22 protein-coding genes are annotated in these 17,205 nt (G+C 63.9%); 12 read left to right on the top strand and 10 right to left on the bottom strand.

Going from position 1 to position 17,205, the window contains the following annotated elements:
* Positions 1-42 precede the first annotated feature (42 nt).
* The 4 genes from folE to BLT86_RS08695 all read right to left on the bottom strand — a co-directional run bounded on the left by folE (position 43) and on the right by BLT86_RS08695 (position 2,387).
* Positions 43-588: a GTP cyclohydrolase I FolE gene (gene folE / locus BLT86_RS08710; RefSeq protein ID WP_003460872.1), complete on the bottom strand. Its 546-nt coding sequence runs from the start codon at positions 586-588 to the stop codon at positions 43-45.
* A 77-nt stretch (positions 589-665) separates the two neighbouring features.
* Positions 666-1,223, bottom strand: a complete 558-nt coding sequence (locus BLT86_RS08705) for a Smr/MutS family protein (RefSeq protein ID WP_017679225.1) — start codon at positions 1,221-1,223, stop codon at positions 666-668.
* 165 nt (positions 1,224-1,388) lie between these two features.
* Positions 1,389-1,709, bottom strand: a complete 321-nt coding sequence (locus BLT86_RS08700) for a hypothetical protein (protein ID WP_092376104.1) — start codon at positions 1,707-1,709, stop codon at positions 1,389-1,391.
* 81 nt (positions 1,710-1,790) lie between these two features.
* Entirely contained in the window at positions 1,791-2,387 is a 597-nt protein-coding gene (locus BLT86_RS08695; protein WP_017679227.1) for a cysteine hydrolase family protein, read from the bottom strand.
* A gap of 155 nt (positions 2,388-2,542) precedes the next feature.
* Here BLT86_RS08695 and BLT86_RS26210 point away from each other — a divergent pair, with 155 nt between their 5' ends.
* Positions 2,543-2,671: a hypothetical protein gene (locus BLT86_RS26210; RefSeq protein WP_017679228.1), complete on the top strand. Its 129-nt coding sequence runs from the start codon at positions 2,543-2,545 to the stop codon at positions 2,669-2,671.
* Between the two features lie 78 nt (positions 2,672-2,749).
* Entirely contained in the window at positions 2,750-3,670 is a 921-nt protein-coding gene (gene prmB, locus BLT86_RS08690) for a 50S ribosomal protein L3 N(5)-glutamine methyltransferase (protein ID WP_092376103.1), read from the top strand.
* 74 nt (positions 3,671-3,744) lie between these two features.
* Here the strand turns inward: prmB and BLT86_RS08685 are convergent, their stop codons facing one another.
* Together BLT86_RS08685 and BLT86_RS08680 are read right to left on the bottom strand one after the other, a co-directional pair.
* On the bottom strand, positions 3,745-4,545 hold the full coding sequence (locus BLT86_RS08685; protein ID WP_045735346.1) for a hypothetical protein: 801 nt from the start codon (positions 4,543-4,545) through the stop codon (positions 3,745-3,747).
* Positions 4,546-4,581: 36 nt separating this feature from the next.
* Entirely contained in the window at positions 4,582-5,574 is a 993-nt protein-coding gene (locus BLT86_RS08680; RefSeq protein ID WP_092376100.1) for an alpha/beta hydrolase, read from the bottom strand.
* A gap of 124 nt (positions 5,575-5,698) precedes the next feature.
* Here BLT86_RS08680 and aroC point away from each other — a divergent pair, with 124 nt between their 5' ends.
* The 5 genes from aroC (at position 5,699) to BLT86_RS08655 (ending at position 9,310) form a co-directional block, all read left to right on the top strand.
* Complete coding sequence (gene aroC / locus BLT86_RS08675) at positions 5,699-6,790, top strand: chorismate synthase (RefSeq protein WP_092376097.1); 1,092 nt, start codon at positions 5,699-5,701, stop codon at positions 6,788-6,790.
* Positions 6,787-7,947, top strand: coding sequence for an MFS transporter (locus BLT86_RS08670; protein ID WP_092376094.1), 1,161 nt, complete (start codon positions 6,787-6,789; stop codon positions 7,945-7,947). Before aroC ends, BLT86_RS08670 begins: the two co-directional genes overlap by 4 nt.
* A 16-nt stretch (positions 7,948-7,963) precedes the next feature.
* Positions 7,964-8,503 (top strand): acireductone dioxygenase, encoded by a 540-nt coding sequence (locus BLT86_RS08665; RefSeq protein ID WP_059391496.1) that lies wholly within the window; start codon positions 7,964-7,966, stop codon positions 8,501-8,503.
* 61 nt (positions 8,504-8,564) lie between these two features.
* Entirely contained in the window at positions 8,565-8,756 is a 192-nt protein-coding gene (locus BLT86_RS08660) for a PLDc N-terminal domain-containing protein (protein ID WP_003460883.1), read from the top strand.
* Complete coding sequence (locus BLT86_RS08655; RefSeq protein WP_017679235.1) at positions 8,753-9,310, top strand: histidine phosphatase family protein; 558 nt, start codon at positions 8,753-8,755, stop codon at positions 9,308-9,310. Before BLT86_RS08660 ends, BLT86_RS08655 begins: the two co-directional genes overlap by 4 nt.
* Position 9,311: 1 nt before the next feature.
* Here the strand turns inward: BLT86_RS08655 and BLT86_RS08650 are convergent, their stop codons facing one another.
* The 3 genes from BLT86_RS08650 to BLT86_RS08640 form a co-directional block, all read right to left on the bottom strand.
* The gene (locus BLT86_RS08650) at positions 9,312-9,809 is read right to left on the bottom strand and encodes a methylated-DNA--[protein]-cysteine S-methyltransferase (RefSeq protein WP_017679236.1); all 498 of its coding nucleotides are present in this window, start codon (positions 9,807-9,809) and stop codon (positions 9,312-9,314) included.
* Between the two features lie 3 nt (positions 9,810-9,812).
* Complete coding sequence (locus BLT86_RS08645) at positions 9,813-10,691, bottom strand: DNA-3-methyladenine glycosylase family protein (RefSeq protein WP_017679237.1); 879 nt, start codon at positions 10,689-10,691, stop codon at positions 9,813-9,815.
* A 171-nt stretch (positions 10,692-10,862) separates the two neighbouring features.
* A complete protein-coding gene (locus tag BLT86_RS08640; RefSeq protein WP_231976589.1) occupies positions 10,863-11,882 on the bottom strand; it encodes an AraC family transcriptional regulator in 1,020 nt (339 codons plus the stop codon).
* A gap of 98 nt (positions 11,883-11,980) precedes the next feature.
* Between BLT86_RS08640 and BLT86_RS08635 the strand changes: the two genes are divergently transcribed.
* The 5 genes from BLT86_RS08635 to BLT86_RS08615 all read left to right on the top strand — a co-directional run bounded on the left by BLT86_RS08635 (position 11,981) and on the right by BLT86_RS08615 (position 16,624).
* On the top strand, positions 11,981-13,456 hold the full coding sequence (locus tag BLT86_RS08635; RefSeq protein WP_197676096.1) for a flavin-containing monooxygenase: 1,476 nt from the start codon (positions 11,981-11,983) through the stop codon (positions 13,454-13,456).
* Positions 13,440-14,369 carry an alpha/beta hydrolase gene (locus tag BLT86_RS08630; protein ID WP_092376087.1) on the top strand — a complete coding sequence of 310 codons (930 nt, stop codon included), beginning with the start codon at positions 13,440-13,442 and terminating at the stop codon, positions 14,367-14,369. The genes BLT86_RS08635 and BLT86_RS08630 overlap by 17 nt, the downstream gene beginning before the upstream one ends.
* A complete protein-coding gene (locus BLT86_RS08625) occupies positions 14,369-15,130 on the top strand; it encodes an SDR family oxidoreductase (protein WP_092376084.1) in 762 nt (253 codons plus the stop codon). Before BLT86_RS08630 ends, BLT86_RS08625 begins: the two co-directional genes overlap by 1 nt.
* 319 nt (positions 15,131-15,449) lie before the next feature.
* On the top strand, positions 15,450-15,794 hold the full coding sequence (locus BLT86_RS08620) for a ribonuclease E inhibitor RraB (protein ID WP_017679242.1): 345 nt from the start codon (positions 15,450-15,452) through the stop codon (positions 15,792-15,794).
* 122 nt (positions 15,795-15,916) lie between these two features.
* The gene (locus BLT86_RS08615) at positions 15,917-16,624 is read left to right on the top strand and encodes a type 1 glutamine amidotransferase (RefSeq protein ID WP_092376080.1); all 708 of its coding nucleotides are present in this window, start codon (positions 15,917-15,919) and stop codon (positions 16,622-16,624) included.
* 40 nt (positions 16,625-16,664) lie between these two features.
* Here BLT86_RS08615 and BLT86_RS08610 read toward each other — a convergent pair whose 3' ends face one another.
* On the bottom strand, positions 16,665-17,201 hold the full coding sequence (locus BLT86_RS08610; RefSeq protein ID WP_092376077.1) for a DinB family protein: 537 nt from the start codon (positions 17,199-17,201) through the stop codon (positions 16,665-16,667).
* Positions 17,202-17,205 lie beyond the last annotated feature (4 nt).

Below are 17,205 nucleotides of genomic sequence, written 5' to 3'. Positions count from 1 at the left end.
CGGCCGTTCACCGAAGTGAGCGGCCGCCGTCTGGGGCTTGGCTCAACGAACCAGATTGAGGAATTCGCCGCGGGTCGCCGGGTTGCTGCGGAATTCGCCGAGCATCACCGAGGTGACCATGGAGGAGTTCTGCTTTTCCACGCCGCGCATCATCATGCACATGTGCTGCGCTTCGATGACCACCGCCACGCCGAGTGCGCCGGTGACCTGCTCAATGGCTTCGGCGATCTGCCGGCTGAGGTTTTCCTGGATCTGCAGGCGGCGGGCGTACATGTCGACGATGCGCGCTACCTTGGACAGGCCGAGCACCTTGCCGTTGGGGATGTAGGCAACATGAGCCTTGCCGATGAACGGCAGCAGGTGGTGCTCGCACAGCGAGTACAGCTCGATGTTCTTGACCAGCACCATTTCGCTGTTGTCGGAGCTGAACAGCGCGCCATTGGTGACCTCTTCCAGCGTCTGCTGGTAGCCACGGCAGAGGTACTGCATGGCCTTGGCGGCGCGCTTGGGCGTGTCCAGCAGGCCTTCGCGGGAAACGTCCTCGCCAAGCTGGCCAAGGATCGCGGTGTACTGTTGTTCCAGGGACATGGAAAATCCTGTTGGGTATCGAATGGGCGCAGGGTAGGGCGCCGACAGGGGCCTGGCAAGAGTGCCAGGTTCTCTGATTACTCGTCGCGACCATCCATCATGGTGCGCTTGAGGATGATATACACCGCGCCGGTGCCGCCGTGCTTGGCCAGGCAGGAGCTGAACCCCAGCACCTGCGGGTGCTGGCGCAGCCAGGTGTTCACATGGCTCTTGATCATCGGCTTGCGCCCATCCATGCGCACCGCCTTGCCGTGGGTGACGCGTACGCAGCGAATCTCCAACTTGGTGGCTTCGGCGAGAAACTCCCACAGCGTGTCGCGCGCTTTCTCGACGTTCATGCCGTGCAGGTCGAGGCTGCCGTCGAACGGAATCTGGCCCAGCTTGAGCTTGCGCATCTGACCGTCCTGCACGCCGTTGCCGGCCCAGTACAGCGGGTCTTCAGCGCCAACGTCGATGACGAACTGGTCGGACAACCCGTCCACCTTGGTCTCGCCCTGGCTGATGGTCGCAGCCTGGCGCAGGGTGTTGAACTGTTTACGGTCAGTTTTGGGTTTGCCGGTATCGGCGCGGTCGTGCTTGATCGGCTTGACGCCGCGCAGCTCGGCCTGGAACAGGGAAAAGTCGTCGTCTTGCATCGGTGGCTCCGCGGAACAGGCTGGCATTTTACCCAAATGCCAGCCGTGTAAGCGTAGAAAGACGAATTTGTAGGAGCCCGCTTGCGGGCGATCATCAATTCGATTGAAGAAGAGCATCGCCGGCAAGCCGGCTCCTACGGTTTTTGGTGCTGTGTTTTCGGGTGATCAGTCGCGCTTTTTCATCAGTGATGGCGACAGGCTCAGATCGCTGGGGCGACGCAGGCGTCTGCGGCAGCGACGCCAGAAAGCGATCCCGGCCCACAACAGGAACAGGCCGAGCAGCAGCAGGACGCTGGCCTCGCCAGCAGAGTCGTTGAGCGTACCCAGTACTGGCGCGCGGCCTGCCAGCGAGGCGACGCCCGCCATCGCCAGCAGAATGCCGAAGGCGGCGAGCAGGGCGCCCAGGCCGGCCCCGATACGCAGGCGCCAGTTTTTCGGCCGGCGTGGGCGCAAGCGGCGTGCATCGAAATCGTCGGACAGCTTCATTCCGATTTCCTTTGACTTATCGCCGGTATGACCGGCTGGTCGCGTCCGGGTTCCGCAGCGCTGGCGATACTGCTACAGGTTTCACACCAGCGATTTGGCGTGCGGCACCAAGGTGGCGAAATTGTCGCCCAAGGCGATCATCTCGATGCGGTGCACCTCGGCGGCGGCTATCACGCTGCCATCCGGTGCAGGCAGGTCGCGGGTAGCGCAGGCAGCATCGACCAGGGTACAGCGATACCCGTAGTCCTTGGCTGCGCGCACGGTGGTGCTGACGCTGGAATGGGTCATGAAGCCGCAGACGATCAGGTCAAGATGGCCGAGCGCCTGCAGGCGGTCATGCAGTTCGGTGCCAGCGAAGGCGTTGGGCAGGCGTTTCTCCACGACGATCTCGCCCGCCAGCGGGGCTGCTTCCGGCAGGTGACGACCGCGCGGGCCGCTGGGGTCGAGCAGGCCGCCGGGAATGCCGAGGTGTTTGACGTGAACGATGTCGGCACCGGCACTGCGCGCTGCTGCCAGCAGACTGGCGATCTCTGCCAGTGCGGGGTCCAGGCCCGGCAGCGCGAGGACGCCGCTGCGGTACTCTTCCTGGGCATCGATGATCAGCAGGGTCGCATTGTTCAGGCTGGCCGGTGCGTGGCCACGACCGGTGAGCTGGAACATGGTTTGCGGATGGGACATCTCGGGCTCCTGGCTGATGGTGATAATGTGCCATTGTCCGCTTGCCAGGGCGCTCTGTGAACCTCTATCTGCGCCAAGGCTTGCTCGGTGCATTTTGCCGGAGCAGAATCGGAACTGCCCTGAAGGACTCAGGGTCGTACGCAAAAGGAGTTGCCATGTCACTTTTGTCGCAGTTTTCCCCGCATTTCTGGCTTTTGTTCTCGATCGCCGTGGCCATCGCCGTTCTGCGCGAGCTGCGCCGTCCTGATGATGATGCACTGCGCAAGAAGCGCGAGCGCTCATGAACACTCGTTAACCCGTCATTCATGCGCTGGCCACCCGCACTGGGCTAAACTTCCGCACTTTTCACCCGGAGGCCGCCCGTGACTGCTCTCACTACCCGTTTACGTACCCTGCGTGATTACATCCGCTGGGCCGTCAGTCGTTTTCAGGCCGAGCAACTGTTCTTCGGCCACGGCACCGACAATGCCTGGGATGAAGCCCGCCAGCTGGTGCTCGGCGCGCTGCACCTGCCTTGGGAAATCTCCGACGCCTATCTCGATTGCCGCCTGGAAGACGACGAGCACACCCACCTGCAGGCGCTGCTCAAGCGCCGCATCGAAGAGCGCGTACCCACCGCCTACTTGTTGGGCGAGGCCTGGTTCTGCGGTTTGCCCTTCGTCGTCGATGAGCGTGTGCTGGTGCCGCGCTCGCCGATCGCCGAGCTGATCGACCGTCATTTCGCCCCCTGGCTGCCTACCGAGCCGGCACGTATTCTCGATCTGTGCACCGGTTCCGGCTGCATTGGCATCGCCTGCGCCTACGAATTCCCCGAAGCGGAAGTGGTGCTGGGCGATCTGTCGTTCGACGCGCTGGAGGTGGCCAACCTCAACATCGAGCGCCACGGCCTGGAGGAGCGCGTGTACTGCGTGCAGGGCGATGGCTTCGCCGGGTTGCCGGGGCAGCGCTTCGACCTGATCGTCTCCAACCCGCCTTATGTCGACGCCGAGGATTTTGCCGACATGCCTGCCGAATACCAGCACGAGCCGGAAATGGGCCTGGCCTGCGGTCATGATGGACTGGATCTGGTGCGACGCATGCTGGCTGAAGCGGCCGATCACCTGACCGAGCGTGGCGTGCTCATCGTCGAAGTGGGCAACAGCCAAGTGCATGTCGAGGCGTTGTACCCGGAAGTGGAGTTCACCTGGCTGGACTTTCAGCACGGCGGTCACGGCGTGTTCCTGCTGGCGGCCAAGCAGTGCCGCGAGCATCAGGAACTGTTTCGTTCGCGGGTGAATGGCTAAGCGGATGATTTTTCGTGGCTGAAGCCGCTCCTACAGAGAGGTGAACGTAGGAGCGGCTTCAGCCGCGATATCTATCAGCGTGTGGCGATCCAGATCAGCAGCCCCGCCTGAAACAGGCTGAACGCCACCAGGCAGGTGATGGTGAAGCGCAGGCCACTGTCTTCACGCTTGAGGCGCTCGAGCCGATCTTCCAGCTTGCGCAGTTTGACGTCCTGCTCCTGCAGCGTCTGGTCGGCCTGCTGCAGCATCGCAGCGGCGTCCAGCAACTCGATGATCTGCACCTTCTCGGCATGCCAGTCGCCATGCAGCGAGCTGACGCGCGGTGCGCTGTAGAAGGGTTTGAGTTGCAACGGGTCGCTGTACTCGATGGTGAAACCCTGCGCCTTCAGCGCGTGGTCACGGCGGGCGCGGGCGGCGTCGTTGAAATTGTCCTTGGTCGGCAGGGCGGCGCCCTCGACTTGATAGTGCGCGTACTGCTTACGCGCCCAGGCAATGCCCTGGGCCATGAGAAAGCGCCCCAGGCCGCGATTGGCCGGCTCCACGCTGAGGCCCTTGTCCGGGCCGAAGCGAACCTCCTTGCGCTGATGGTCGGCCCAGACCTCCAGCAGGTTTTGTTGGCGATGCAGGCGCTGGCCGGGCACCTGGATGGTCAGGCGCAGCAGGCTCGTGTCTTTGCCATGACGCTCCACCCGGCCGAGCTGGACGAAACGCAGCGGCCGCGGACCGGTTTCCCGATCGACGGGCAGTGGCGCCAGACGCAGCAGGCTGAATTGCTCGGCTGGCAGGTCCGCCCAGGGATGCGGCGCGGCAGGCGTTTCGCTTGTCGCAGCTTCGGCATCTGGCGCTGGTGCCTGCGGGGCTGGGTTTTCGCTCATGGGCGTCCTGTGTACTGTTCGGTGGCCTTCGATGCGTTATCGGCCATTTTCCTCAGCACTGGAGCGAATGAAGGACAGGATTCGCTCGCCCAGCGCACGGGCCAAGGGTAGCTGCGGATCGTCGTAGGACGCCAGCTGTTCGTTCCAGGGCGCCGGGGTGATGCGCATGACATGGTTCATGCCGGCGATCATCGCCAGCTCGGCATCGGGCTTGGCCTGCTTGAGAGCTTCGGCGTTGTCCGGGCTGACCTGGGCGTCGTGGGTGCCTTGCACGATCAAGGCGGGAATCTGCAGCGCGGCGAAGTTTTCCGCCGGGTCCTGGCGCAGCAGGCTGATCAGGTAGGGCTGTACGCTGGGGCGATAGATCGCTTGCAACTCCTTGGGCACCTCGGGCTGCAGCTTGCCGCGGATCAGGTTGGCGAGGATGTGCCGGCTCTCGGCCAGGAGCGGCGGCGGCAGGCGCATGGCCAGTTGCATGTCCAGCACCTGGCCGATGGGGTAGGCGGGGCCGGCAATGGACACCAGGGCATCGGCCTGGCTGCCAGGCGCGGCCAGGCTGGCGATCAGTGCGCCTTCACTGTGACCGATGAGAATCAGTCGATCAAAACGCGGATCGTCCCTGAGCAGCCTGGCCCAGTCTTCGACATCGGCCACATAGCGCTCGACGCTGAGGTCCTTTTCGTCCGGCGTGGCGGCGCGGCTGGCGGCGACGCCGCGCTTGTCGTAACGCAGGCTGGCGATGCCATTACGCGCCAGCACCTGGGCCAGCTTTTTCAGCGCATCGTTATGGCCGCCTTGAGGGTTGTTGCCGTCGCGGTCGGTGGGGCCTGAACCGGCGATCAGCAGCGCCACCGGCACCGGCTTGTCGCTTAGCGGCACCAGCAGGCTGCCGTACAGGGTGCCCTGGTCGGTGTCGAGGGTGATGGGTGATTGCTGGGTGGTGTTGGCCTGAGCCAGGCCGGTGATCAGGGTGAGGGACAAGAGCAGAGCTCGTAGCATGATGAGGGTTGGGTAGTGGCAGACTGGCATTGGACGCGTTCGGCTGGCCAAGGTTCGGGGTGAACTGCAAGTTATCGGCAGGTATACTCGCCCACCTTGTGAATCGGGCCTGCGCAGCGCCGGGCCTGAGCTGAATTTCGCGGAGCGTCTCCCCATGTCCGGCAATACCTACGGCAAGCTGTTCACCGTCACCACCGCTGGCGAAAGCCATGGCCCGGCGCTGGTCGCCATCGTCGACGGTTGCCCGCCTGGTATCGAGATTTCCCTGGAAGACCTGCAGCGCGACCTCGATCGCCGCAAGCCGGGCACCAGCCGCCACACCACGCAGCGCCAGGAAGACGATGAGGTGGAAATCCTCTCCGGCGTGTTCGAGGGCAAGACCACCGGCTGCTCCATCGGCCTGCTGATTCGCAACACCGACCAGAAGTCCAAGGACTACTCGGCGATCAAGGATCTGTTCCGCCCGGCCCACGCCGACTACACCTACCACCACAAGTACGGTATCCGCGACTACCGTGGCGGTGGCCGCAGCTCGGCGCGCGAAACTGCCATGCGCGTGGCGGCCGGCGCCATCGCCAAGAAATTCCTGGCCAGCCAGGGCATCGTCATCCGCGGCTACATGAGCCAGCTCGGCCCTATCGAAATCCCGTTCAAGACCTGGGACAGCGTCGAGCAGAACGCCTTCTTCAGCCCCGACCCGGACAAGGTGCCGGAGCTCGAGGCCTACATGGATCAGCTGCGCCGTGACCAGGATTCGGTCGGCGCGAAGATCACCGTGGTCGCCGAAGGGGTGATGCCGGGCCTCGGCGAACCGATTTTCGACCGCCTCGACGCCGAACTGGCCCATGCACTGATGAGCATCAACGCGGTCAAGGGCGTGGAGATCGGCGCCGGCTTCGCCTGCGTTGCCCAGCGTGGCACCGAGCACCGCGATGAGCTGACCCCGGAAGGTTTCCTCTCCAACAACGCCGGCGGCATCCTCGGCGGTATCTCCAGCGGCCAGCCGATCATCGCCCACTTGGCGCTCAAACCGACCTCCAGCATCACCACGCCGGGTCGCTCCATCGACGTCGATGGCAACCCGGTGGATGTGATCACCAAGGGTCGTCACGACCCCTGCGTGGGCATTCGTGCCACGCCGATCGCCGAGGCGATGATGGCCATCGTGCTGATGGATCACCTGCTGCGTCACCGCGCGCAGAACGCCGACGTGCGCATCACCACACCGGTGCTGCCACAACTGTGACCTGGGCGCGCGCGGCCCTGCCTTACTGGCGGCTGTCCGGCTTCTACTTCTTCTACTTCGCTCTGCTCGGGGGTACGGCGCCGTTCCTGGCGCTGTACTTCGACCATCTGGGCTTTTCCCCGGCGCGGATCGGCGAGTTGATCGCCATTCCCATGCTGATGCGCTGCCTGGCACCGAACTTGTGGGGCTGGCTGGGTGACCACACCGGTCAGCGCCTGTTGATCGTGCGTTTCGGCGCGCTGTGCACCCTGGTCTGCTTCGCCGGCATCTTCTTCAGCCAAAGCTACGCCTGGCTGGCGCTGATCATGGCGACCCACGCCTTCTTCTGGCATGCGGTGCTACCGCAGTTCGAGGTCATCACCCTGGCCCACCTGCGTGAGCAGGCGGCGCGCTACAGCCAGATTCGCCTGTGGGGCAGCATCGGCTTCATCGTCGCCGTAGTCGGCCTCGGCCTGTTGTTCGAGTGGCTGAGCCTGGATGCGTATCCGGCGGCGCTGCTGGTGATCATGGCCGGTATCGTCGTCAGCAGTTTCTGGGTGCCCAATGCACAGCCTGTGCTGCGCCCGAGCACGCTGGAGTCGGAGGGCTTTGTGCGCCAATTGCGCCGCCCCGGCATCCTCGCGTTCTACTTTTGCGTCGGGCTGATGCAGTTGAGCAACGGCCCGTACTACACCTTCCTCACTCTGCACCTGGAGGGTGTTGGCTACAGCCGTGGCGCCATCGGTCTGTTCTGGGCGCTGGGGGTGGTGGCGGAGATCCTGCTGTTTCTGGTCATGGCGCGTCTGCTGCAGCGCTACTCGCTGCGCGCCGTGTTGCTGGCCAGCTTCCTGATCACCGCCGTGCGCTGGCTGCTGCTGGGCAGTCTGCCCCAGTACCTGCCGGTGCTGCTGCTGGCGCAGTGCATGCACGCCGCCACCTTCGGCGCGTTCCATGCCGCCTGCATCCACTTCGTGCAACGCAGTTTTGCGGACCGCCAGCAGGGCCAGGCCCAGGCGCTCTATGTCAGCCTGGCTGGCATCGGCGGTGCGTTGGGCGCGCTATATGCCGGTTACAGCTGGAAGGGCCTGGGCCCGGCCTGGACCTTCGCCATCGCCAGTCTGGTAGCCTTTCTGGCAGCCTTCATCATTGCCACCCGTCTGCCGCCCGAGCGGCCCTGAATCGAGTGAACCCTTCATGAGCAGCCTCGCCGTCCACCTGCACACCTCCCCGGAACTGCCGAACAAGGTTCTCAACCACGCCGACGATATCGCCAGCACCCTGTCCGCGGTGGGCATCGACTATCGCCAGCTGGAATTGCCGGCTGCGTTGCGCCCTGGTTGCGAGCAGGCCGAGTTCGATGCGGCCTATGGTCTGTGGCTGCAGGCATTCATGGGCAAGGAAGGGCATGTGCAGCAGGAGCTGTTCAACCTGCAGCGCAATCATCCGCAGAAACTGGAGCTGCGTGCTCGGTATCTGGACGAGCAAGTGCAGTCTAGCGCCAGTACCTGGTTGTTCCTGGGTGGTTTCGCCCAGCTCAGCGTGCATCTGGATGGCTACGTGTATGTGCTGCAGGGTGAGCGTGGCGACCTGCTGACGCTGCCGGCCGGCACTCGTCATTGGTTCGACCTGGGTGAAGAACCGCACGTGCTGGCGCTGCGCCTGAGCCTTGGCGACGAGACGCCAGAGCGGACGGGCGACGATATCGCCAGCCGTTTTCCGCGCCTGGGTGATTGAGGGAACCCCAGCCAATCAACGACTATCCTATGCAGGCAACCTTTCAGACAGGAGTGTCGTCATGGGTTCCACCTTCAATGGGCTGCTCGGCCTGGTTATCCTGGCCCTGGATATCTGGGCCATCATCAACGTGGTCAAGAGCAACGCGGAAACTGGAATCAAGATTCTATGGATTCTGCTGATCGTGCTGTTGCCGGTGATCGGTCTGATCATCTGGGCGCTGATGGGGCCGCGCGGCAACGTCAGAATATGACTCGCCTGTGGTTGCTGGCCCTGGTGCTGCTGCCGCTGTTCAGTGTGGCGGCAGATAACGCCGATGCCTGGCAGGCATTGCGCGAAGGTCGTGCGCTGATACTCATGCGTCACGCTACCGCGCCGGGTACGGGCGACCCGGCGAACTTTCGCCTGGGACAATGCGAAACCCAGCGCAACCTCAATGCTCAAGGGCGTGCCGAGGCCCGGCGCTGGGGCGAGTTGCTCGCGCGTCAGGGGATCGAACAGCCGCGGCTTCTCAGCAGTCGCTGGTGCCGCGCGCTGGACACGGCCAGCAACATGCAGCGCGGCCCGGTACAACCATTCGCGGCGCTGGATTCGTTCTTCGGCAAGCCCGAGGATGGTGCCGAGCAGACCGCCGAGCTGATTCGCTCGGTCAACCAACTGCCTGCTGGCGCGCCATTGGTGCTGGTTTCCCATCAGGTCAATATCACCGCCCTGACCGGCATCTTTCCCGCTTCGGGCGAAGGGCTGATTCTGGCTTTGCCCCTGCGTCCGCGTGCTGAGCCTCTGGCGCGCATACCCGCGCCCTAGGCTACAAAGCCAGTTGCGCCTGCTCTGGCGGCAACACGCCTTCAAGTTCCAGCAACTGCTGCTTGCGCGGCAGGCCACCGGCATAACCGGTCAGGCTGCCGTCCCGGCCGATCACGCGGTGGCAGGGCACGATGATGGAGATGGGGTTGGCGCCATTGGCGGTTCCCACCGCGCGTACGGCCTGCGGTCTGCCGATGACACTGGCCAGCTCCGAATAGCTGCAGGTGCGACCGTAGGGAATGGCCAACAGCGCCTGCCAGACCGCCTGCTGGAATGCCGTGCCCCTCGGCGCCAGGCGCAATTCGAATTGACGGCGCTTGCCGGCGAAGTATTCATCGAGCTGGCTGCACACGGCATCCAGCTCACGGCCAGCGGGCCGCCAATGGTCTTCGATGCGCCAGGGCCGGCTGTCCAGCTCCATCAACAGCAGTTGCAGGCCGCTGTCGTCGGCTGCGATCAGCAGCGGACCGACGGGGCTGTCGTGGTAGCGGTAATGCATGACTCAGCCTCCCGAATAGTTATGCCAGAGATGCGCCGCCGCATAAGCGCGCCACGGGCGCCAGGCTTCCGCGCGTGCTTTTAGGCGGCGCGCATCGATACCTTCCGTTCCCCATACCGGCGCCTTGAGCAAACCCAGGTCGCTGGCGGGAAAGGCGTCGGCCTCACCGAACGCGCGCAGGGCGATGTACTCCGCTGTCCACGGGCCAATGCCTGGCAGTGCGCATAGCTGCTCGATCAGTGCTGCACTGCCGTCGGCCAGATGCAGTGCCAGGCTGCCATCGGCAATGCGCGCGGCGAAATGCTGCAGGCACTGCACGCGTTTGCCGGGCATACCGATGCCGCTCAGGTCGGCCTCGGCAAGTGCCTGTGCTGAGGGGAACAGATGGCTGATGCCCAGCGTTTCCGGTGTCTCGATCCGTGCGCCGACACGTTGCACCAGGCGCCCGACTATGGTGACCGCCGCCTTGACCGTGACCTGCTGGCCGACGATGGCGCGCACCGCCTGTTCGAACGGATCGAACGCCACCGGCAGGCGCAGGCCGGGATTGCGCTGCAGCAGCGGCGCGAGCAGTTCATCAGTGCTCAGGTGCAGGGCAATCGCCTCGGGCTCGCTGTCGAGATCGAACATGCGCCGCACGCGCTGTTCGAGTTGATCGAGATGTGCGGGCGAGGCCTGGCGGCAGCGCAGTTCCAGCGCGTTCTGCCCTGGCAGCGGGGCAACCCGAAACCAGCCGGGTGTGCCGTCGATGCTGAAGCCGCGGCAGTAGCTGTCCGCGCTCAGTGACTCCAGCCCAGGAATCGCGCGCAGGGCGAAATGGCTGTGGAACTGTTGCCAGTCCCAGGGCGGTTGGTAGGGCAGAAGCAGCGTGATGATATTCATGGCTGGCACCCTAGCTCGCAGTCGGCGAGTTGTCAGCGTGAAGATGACTTTCAAATTTCGGGAGGCCCGCGAAGGCTGCATGGACGTGACTCCGATGGATCGTAAAGCCGGCCAATCGTAGCTCGTAGGGTGTACTCAGGAGCGCAGCGAACAGTCCACCAAAACCATTGGTTACACCATCATGCCCCGTTGATAACGCCCCGGCGTTACGCCTTTCCAGCGCTTGAAGGCGTGGATGAAGTTCGACAGCTCGCCATAGCCCAGGCGCTCGGCAATCTCTTCCAGACTCAGACCGCCGGCGGCCAGCAGCTCTACGGCCAGCGCCTGGCGCACTTCGTCCTGCAGGGCACGGAAGCTCGTGCCTTCTTCGATCAGGCGCCGGCGCAGGGTGCGGCTGCTCAGGTGCAGGCGCTCTGCGACCTGTTCCATATCGGCGATCTGTCCCGGCGACTGCAACAGAAGTTGGCGCACCCGCCCGGCCAGGCCCTGATGCCATTGATGGCGCGCCAGCAACGTCTGGCATTGCTGTTCACAGGCGCTGACCAGTTGCGGGTTGGCTCGTGGCAGTGGGTTGTCCAGCAAATCAGCGGCAAAACCCAGGCGATTGTGCGCCGCGCCGAAGCGTGGCACCTGGCCGAAGGCGGCGATAAAGGGTGAAACGTCAGCCGGTGCAGGCTGGCGCAGCTCCACGGTCAGCAATTGCAGCGTGCTGCCCAGCAGCTCACGCACGACCACCAGGGCACCGAGCATGTCGCGCTGCACGATGAAATCATGCAGCGCCGGGGGCAGGGCGCTGTCGTCGAAATTCAGGCTGGCGATGGCGTCATCCACGCTCAGGCTGATGCGGGTGAAGGCATAGGTCAGGCCGTGATAGCGCAGGCCCAGCTCGGCGGCCTGGCGTACCGTGGCGCTGCTGAGAATGGCGTAACCCCAGGCGCCATAGGTTGTCAGGTGGTAGCGCCGACCGGCCTGCAGGCCAAGGTCTTCGACTGCGGGCAGCGCCTCGATCAGGTTGGCGATCAGCTGCAGCTCACGCTGCGCTTCGATTTCCCCGTTCAGGCTGGCCAACTGCACTGGGCTGAGCCCCGTTTCATGCAGGCACTTGTCCAGGCTCAGACCCAGATCGAGCCCTAGCTGGGTGAGCAACTGAATGCTGGTGATGCTGCGGCGTGCTGGCCAGGGCGCTGACATAGATTGTCCGAAAATCACAATATCCTGGCCGACTATGCCATAACCCGTGCTGGGCGAGGCAAGTAGCATCGGTTCATCGTCATACACGGGTCATCACAATGAACAACAACCCCCGTACGAACGCGCCCTGGCGTGTGTTGATCATCGGCAGTGGCTTTGCCGGTCTGGGCCTGGCCATGCAGTTGCGCAAGGCCGGTGAGGACGACTTCCTGATGCTGGAAAAGGCCGGCGAGGTCGGCGGTACCTGGCGCGACAACAGCTATCCGGGCGCCGCCTGCGATGTGCCTTCGCACCTGTACTCCTTTTCCTTCGAGCCCAAGCACGACTGGTCGCGCAAGTTCGCACCGCAGGCGGAGATCCACGCCTATATCCTGCAGTGCGTGGAGAAACACCGGCTGCGCCCGCACATCCGTCTGAACAGCGAAGTGCTCGGCGCCGAGTTCGAGGCCGCGCGCGGCATTTGGCGTGTCGAGCTGGCGGCAGGCGAAGTGATCGAGACGCAGGCGCTGGTCAGTGCCTGCGGCCAGCTCAATCGGCCGGCCTACCCAAAACTGCCCGGCCTAGAGCATTTTCGCGGCGAGGCTTTTCATTCGGCGCGCTGGCGCCATGATCTGGATCTGACCGGCAAGCGCGTGGCGGTAATCGGCACCGGCGCTTCGGCGATCCAGTTCGTGCCGCAGATCCAGCCGAAGGTAGCCAGCCTGAGCCTGTTCCAGCGTTCGGCTGCCTATGTGCTGGCCAAGCCGGATCGTGCCTATCGACCCTGGGAGATTGCTCTAAAACAGCGTTTGCCCCTGCTGCAACGCGCCGACCGCCTCCTGCAATACCTGCATCACGAGGGCCGGGCGCTGGCCTTTATCCGCTTCCCCTGGCTGATGCGCCTGTTCCGCCACAGCTTCACCCGTCACCTGCAGCGGCAGATGCCCGATGCCGGCAAGCGTGAGCGCTTGCAGCCGAACTACCCCATGGGCTGCAAGCGTATCCTGATCAGCAACGACTACTTTCCGGCGCTGGCGCAGACCAATGTCGAGATCGTCGACTCGGCGATTCGCGAGGTGGGCGAGCAGTCGCTGGTGACGGCCGATGGTCGTGAGCACCCCTGCGATGTGCTGATCTACGGCACCGGTTTCACCGCCACCGATTTCCTCGCGCCGATGCACATTCGCGGCCTCGATGGGCTGGAGCTGAATCAGGCCTGGAAGGAGGGCGCCGAGGCCTACAAGGGCATCAGCGTCAGCGGCTTTCCCAACCTGTTCCTGCTCTACGGGCCGAACACCAACCTCGGCCACAACTCCATTCTCTATATGCTGGAGAGCCAGTACGTCTACGTAATGGGCTGCCTGCAGGCGCTGCGCGAACAGGGGCTACGCTATCTCGACCTGCGCCCGACGGTGCAGCGCAGTTACAACGCCGAGCTGCAGCAGGCGACTCATCGAACGATATGGGAACAGGGCTGCGACAGCTGGTACAAGACCGCGACCGGCAAGAACACCAACAACTGGCCGGGGTTCACCTTTACCTATCGCCTCATGACCCGTACTCCGGAGCTTGCCGACTATGACTGCGTCCGCTGACTTCAAAGCCCCCGCTGCCGAGCAGATGCTGCTGCGCGGCCTGTTGCGCGGCTTTCTGCGCCTGTTCTTCCGCGGCCTGGTACGGCCACCGATGCCGGTGGCCGGGCAGCGGCGGGTGCTGCGTGCACTCACCGCCATCACCCTGACGCCGCGCGGCGTCAGTCGCAGCGCCGATACCCTGGCCGGGCGCCCGTGCGAATGGCATCGGCCGCCTGCCAGCAGCGGCAGTGTGCTGCTCTATCTGCACGGTGGCGCCTTCATGATCGGCGGGCCGGACACGCACCGGGGCATCTGCGCCAGCTTGGCCAAACGCGCTGTACTTGAGGTCTGTGCCCTGGATTACCGCCTGGCGCCGGAATATCCCTATCCCGCTGCACGCGATGACGTGGTGGCGGCTTACCAGGCGCTGCTGGACGCTGGCTATAGACCCGAACAGATCGCCATTGGCGGCGACTCGGCCGGCGGCAACCTGAGCCTGGTCGGCTGCCTGCGCATTATCGAACTCGGTCTGCCGGCGCCCGCCGCCCTGGTGTGCTTCTCGCCGGTCACCGACTTCACCGGCGAGCATATGCACGAGCCGCCTGCCGGCGATCCGCTGCTCCACCCCAGCTGGATTGAACAGGCCGCGCAGCTGTATTGCCCGGACGACCTGCCGCGCAATGATCCGCGCCTGTCGCCGCTGTTCGCTGACCTCAGCCAACTGCCGCCGACGCTGATCCAGGTAGGCGAAGACGAGTTGTTGCTCAATGACAGCCTGCGCCTGGCCGAGCACGCCAAAGCGGCTGGGGTCAACCTGTGCCTGGAGCGCTATCCGGGGTTGTGGCACGTGTTCCAGGCGCATGTCGGCATGTTACGAGCGGCGGATTACGCCATCGCCCGTGTGGCGGCCTTTCTCCGTGAGCGGGGTGTGTGATGAACAACATTCTCATCAGCGGCGCCGCATCGGGCATTGGCGCCGCCACCGCGCGGCTGTTTCACGCACGGGGCTGGCGCGTCGGGTTGCTCGATGTCGATGAAAAAGCGCTGGCAGCCTTGGCCGCCGAGCTGGGCGGCGCCTGGCATGCGCAGCTGGATGTGGTCGATGCTGCGGCGGTAAACGCCGCGCTGGCTGACTTCTGCGTGCAGAGTGGTGGCCAGTTGCGCCTGTTGTTCAACGGCGCAGGCATTCTGCGCACCGGCGCCTTTGCCGATATCGAGCTGGAGCAACACACACGGCTGGTACAGATCAATGTGCTCGGCGTGCTCAATCTCTGCCATGCGGCCTTCGCCTATCTCAAGGTCACGCCGGACGCGCAGGTGATCAATATGGGCTCGGCCTCGGGGCTTTACGGCGTGCCACAGCTCGCCAGTTACTCAGCCAGCAAGTTCGCCGTACGCGGTCTGACCGAGGCGCTGGAGCTGGAGTGGCGCGAACATGGCATCCGCGTGGGTGACCTGATGCCGCCATTCGTCGACACGCCGATGGTGCGCAGTCAGGCGCAGCGTCCGCCGGTGATGCGTCGTCTGGGCGTGCGCCTGGAGGCCGAGCAGATCGCCGAAGCGGCCTGGAAGCAGGCCCACGCCAGCACCGTGCATCGCCCGGTGGGGCTACAGTTCGGGCTGTTGTTCAACCTTGGGCAGATCACGCCGGGCTGGATCAACAGGTTACTGATGGCCTGGCTCAGTCGTTCATGATTTCCGGCAAGGCGTTCAGGCTGGCCAATTGCCGTCGGTCGTCGGCTTTGTCACAAAGGCTTTCTGGGCGACGCCAACCTCGCGTTTAGCGGCTACTCTTGGGGTGACGGTTTTCAGCCCGGCGTTCTGTCGGGCAGTCGTCGATACGCTTGCAGTAGACACATCGAGCACCAGCTCGATTCTCGGGGCGGCGCCACTTGGGTGCTTCTGTAAACGCAGGGCGTTTTCAGAGGTTTCCGGTAGAGGCCGCGACACCGTCTGTAGGACGGTCGCATTGGGAAAGCGGTTAATCCATCCATAGCCTGAGAGGGGGTCGTTTATGAGCACAGCCTTCCACGAAGACTCCAGCACATCGGTGCTGCGTCGGATGAAAGAAGGGGGATTCGACTTCGCCCAGTTTCACCCGATCGAGTTCTACGCCATCTTTCCCGACGAAGAACGGGCCAGAACGGCGGCCAGAAACTTTCGCGGCGAGTCGCTCAACGCTCAGATATCCGCCCGTGAGGACGGCATCTGGCACCTGCAAATCAGCAAAGTGATGTATGCCACCCATGCCGGTATCGGCGAGTTCGAACATGACCTGGAGTCCATCGTCGTCCCGCTGGGCGGCAAGATGGATGGCTGGGGCGTTACCCAGGAGGTGAAAGCGTCAGCCATGCGTTAAAGGTGAATGCAGCGGTATTCGCCAATACAGACCATCGGCCTGCTGTCCGGCCGATGGCTCCAACTTTCAGCCCACCTCGACTTGCCAATCCTTCTCGCGCAGACTGCGCGGCGGAGGTAGCTATGGCCGATGTTCTGATCCTGACTCATATCGATTATTGCCCGCCAGCTCACCTGGCGCAGGTGCTGCAGGCGCGTGGCTGCAGTTTCGACGTGCTGCGCGTCGATCTGGGTGAACTGCACGGTTACGACCTGGGGCGGCCCAAGGCGGTCGCCGTGATGGGCGGGCCGATGAGCGTCAATGACCCGTTGCCCTGGATCGCCGACGAAGTGGCTGCGTTGCAGCGCTTTATCGAGCGCGACATTCCCATCATCGGTCACTGCCTGGGCGGCCAGCTGCTGGCCAAGGCACTGGGTGCCGGCATCCGTCGCATGCCCTACACCGAAGCGGGTTGGCAGCACATGCAACGTCGTACAGAGGCTGTCGATAGCCCCTGGCTGGCGCATTTGCCTGCAGCGTTCAGCATCTTCCAGTGGCACGGCGACACCTTCTCGCTGCCTGACGGCGCCCAGCCTCTGTTGAGTAGCCAGTGGTGCGACAATCAGGCCTTCGCCTGGGGTGGCAAGGTGCTGGCGCTGCAAGGGCATCCGGAAATGACTGAGAGGTTGATCGAGCTCTGGCTCGACAACTGGGCGCATCTGCTCGATGCCAGCCAGCCCAGCCAGCAGAGCATCGCTGAGATGCGTGACGACCTGAGTGGGAAGGTCAGGGCATTGAACCAGGTCGCCGAAGGTTTCTACGCACACTGGCTGAAACTGGCTGGCCTTTGAGCCTGAAGAGGACCGGGTGCCATTGGCACTTGGCCGCAGCTCAAAGCTCGTCAGGGATCAATGCCAGCAGATCGGTCACACCCATATCCACGCCCGCCTGGGTTAGTAGCGTCGTAGCCTGCCCGCGGTGATGCGTCTGGTGGTTGAACAGATGCATCAGCAGGGCGAAGAAGTGCTTTTGCGCGGCTACGCCCTTCATGTTTCGGTAGCTCAGCGGTTGATCCAGCTGCTCTTCGCCCACCTCGGCGGCCAGGGCTTCGATGTAACTGTCCAGCTGTTTACGCAGTGCGGCCAGCTCGCGTATATCCGCACCCATCGGTTGATCCAGGCGCGTCGGAGCTTCCAGCTCTGCGAGCGCCCGCAATGCCCGGAAGTTCGCCGGGTGTGCGCTATAGCGCCCCAGCCAGATACGGTCAGCCACCAGCAGATGATTGAGCGTGCCGAGGATCGAGCCGAAGAACGCACCGCGCTCGGCACTCAGCGCTTCGTCAGGCAGGGTGGAAGCCGCTGTGTAGAGCCGTTCGTTCATCCAGGTGTTGTAGCGTGCCATCAGGCGGATATGGTCGATTCTCTGCATGTTT

Origin of the sequence: Pseudomonas sihuiensis (genome assembly GCF_900106015.1) — a bacterium.
GTDB classification, from domain to species: Bacteria; Pseudomonadota; Gammaproteobacteria; order Pseudomonadales; family Pseudomonadaceae; genus Aquipseudomonas; species Aquipseudomonas sihuiensis.
The sequence above is the reverse complement of the archived record's forward strand: the minus strand, read 5'-3'. Positions and strand labels throughout refer to the sequence as shown.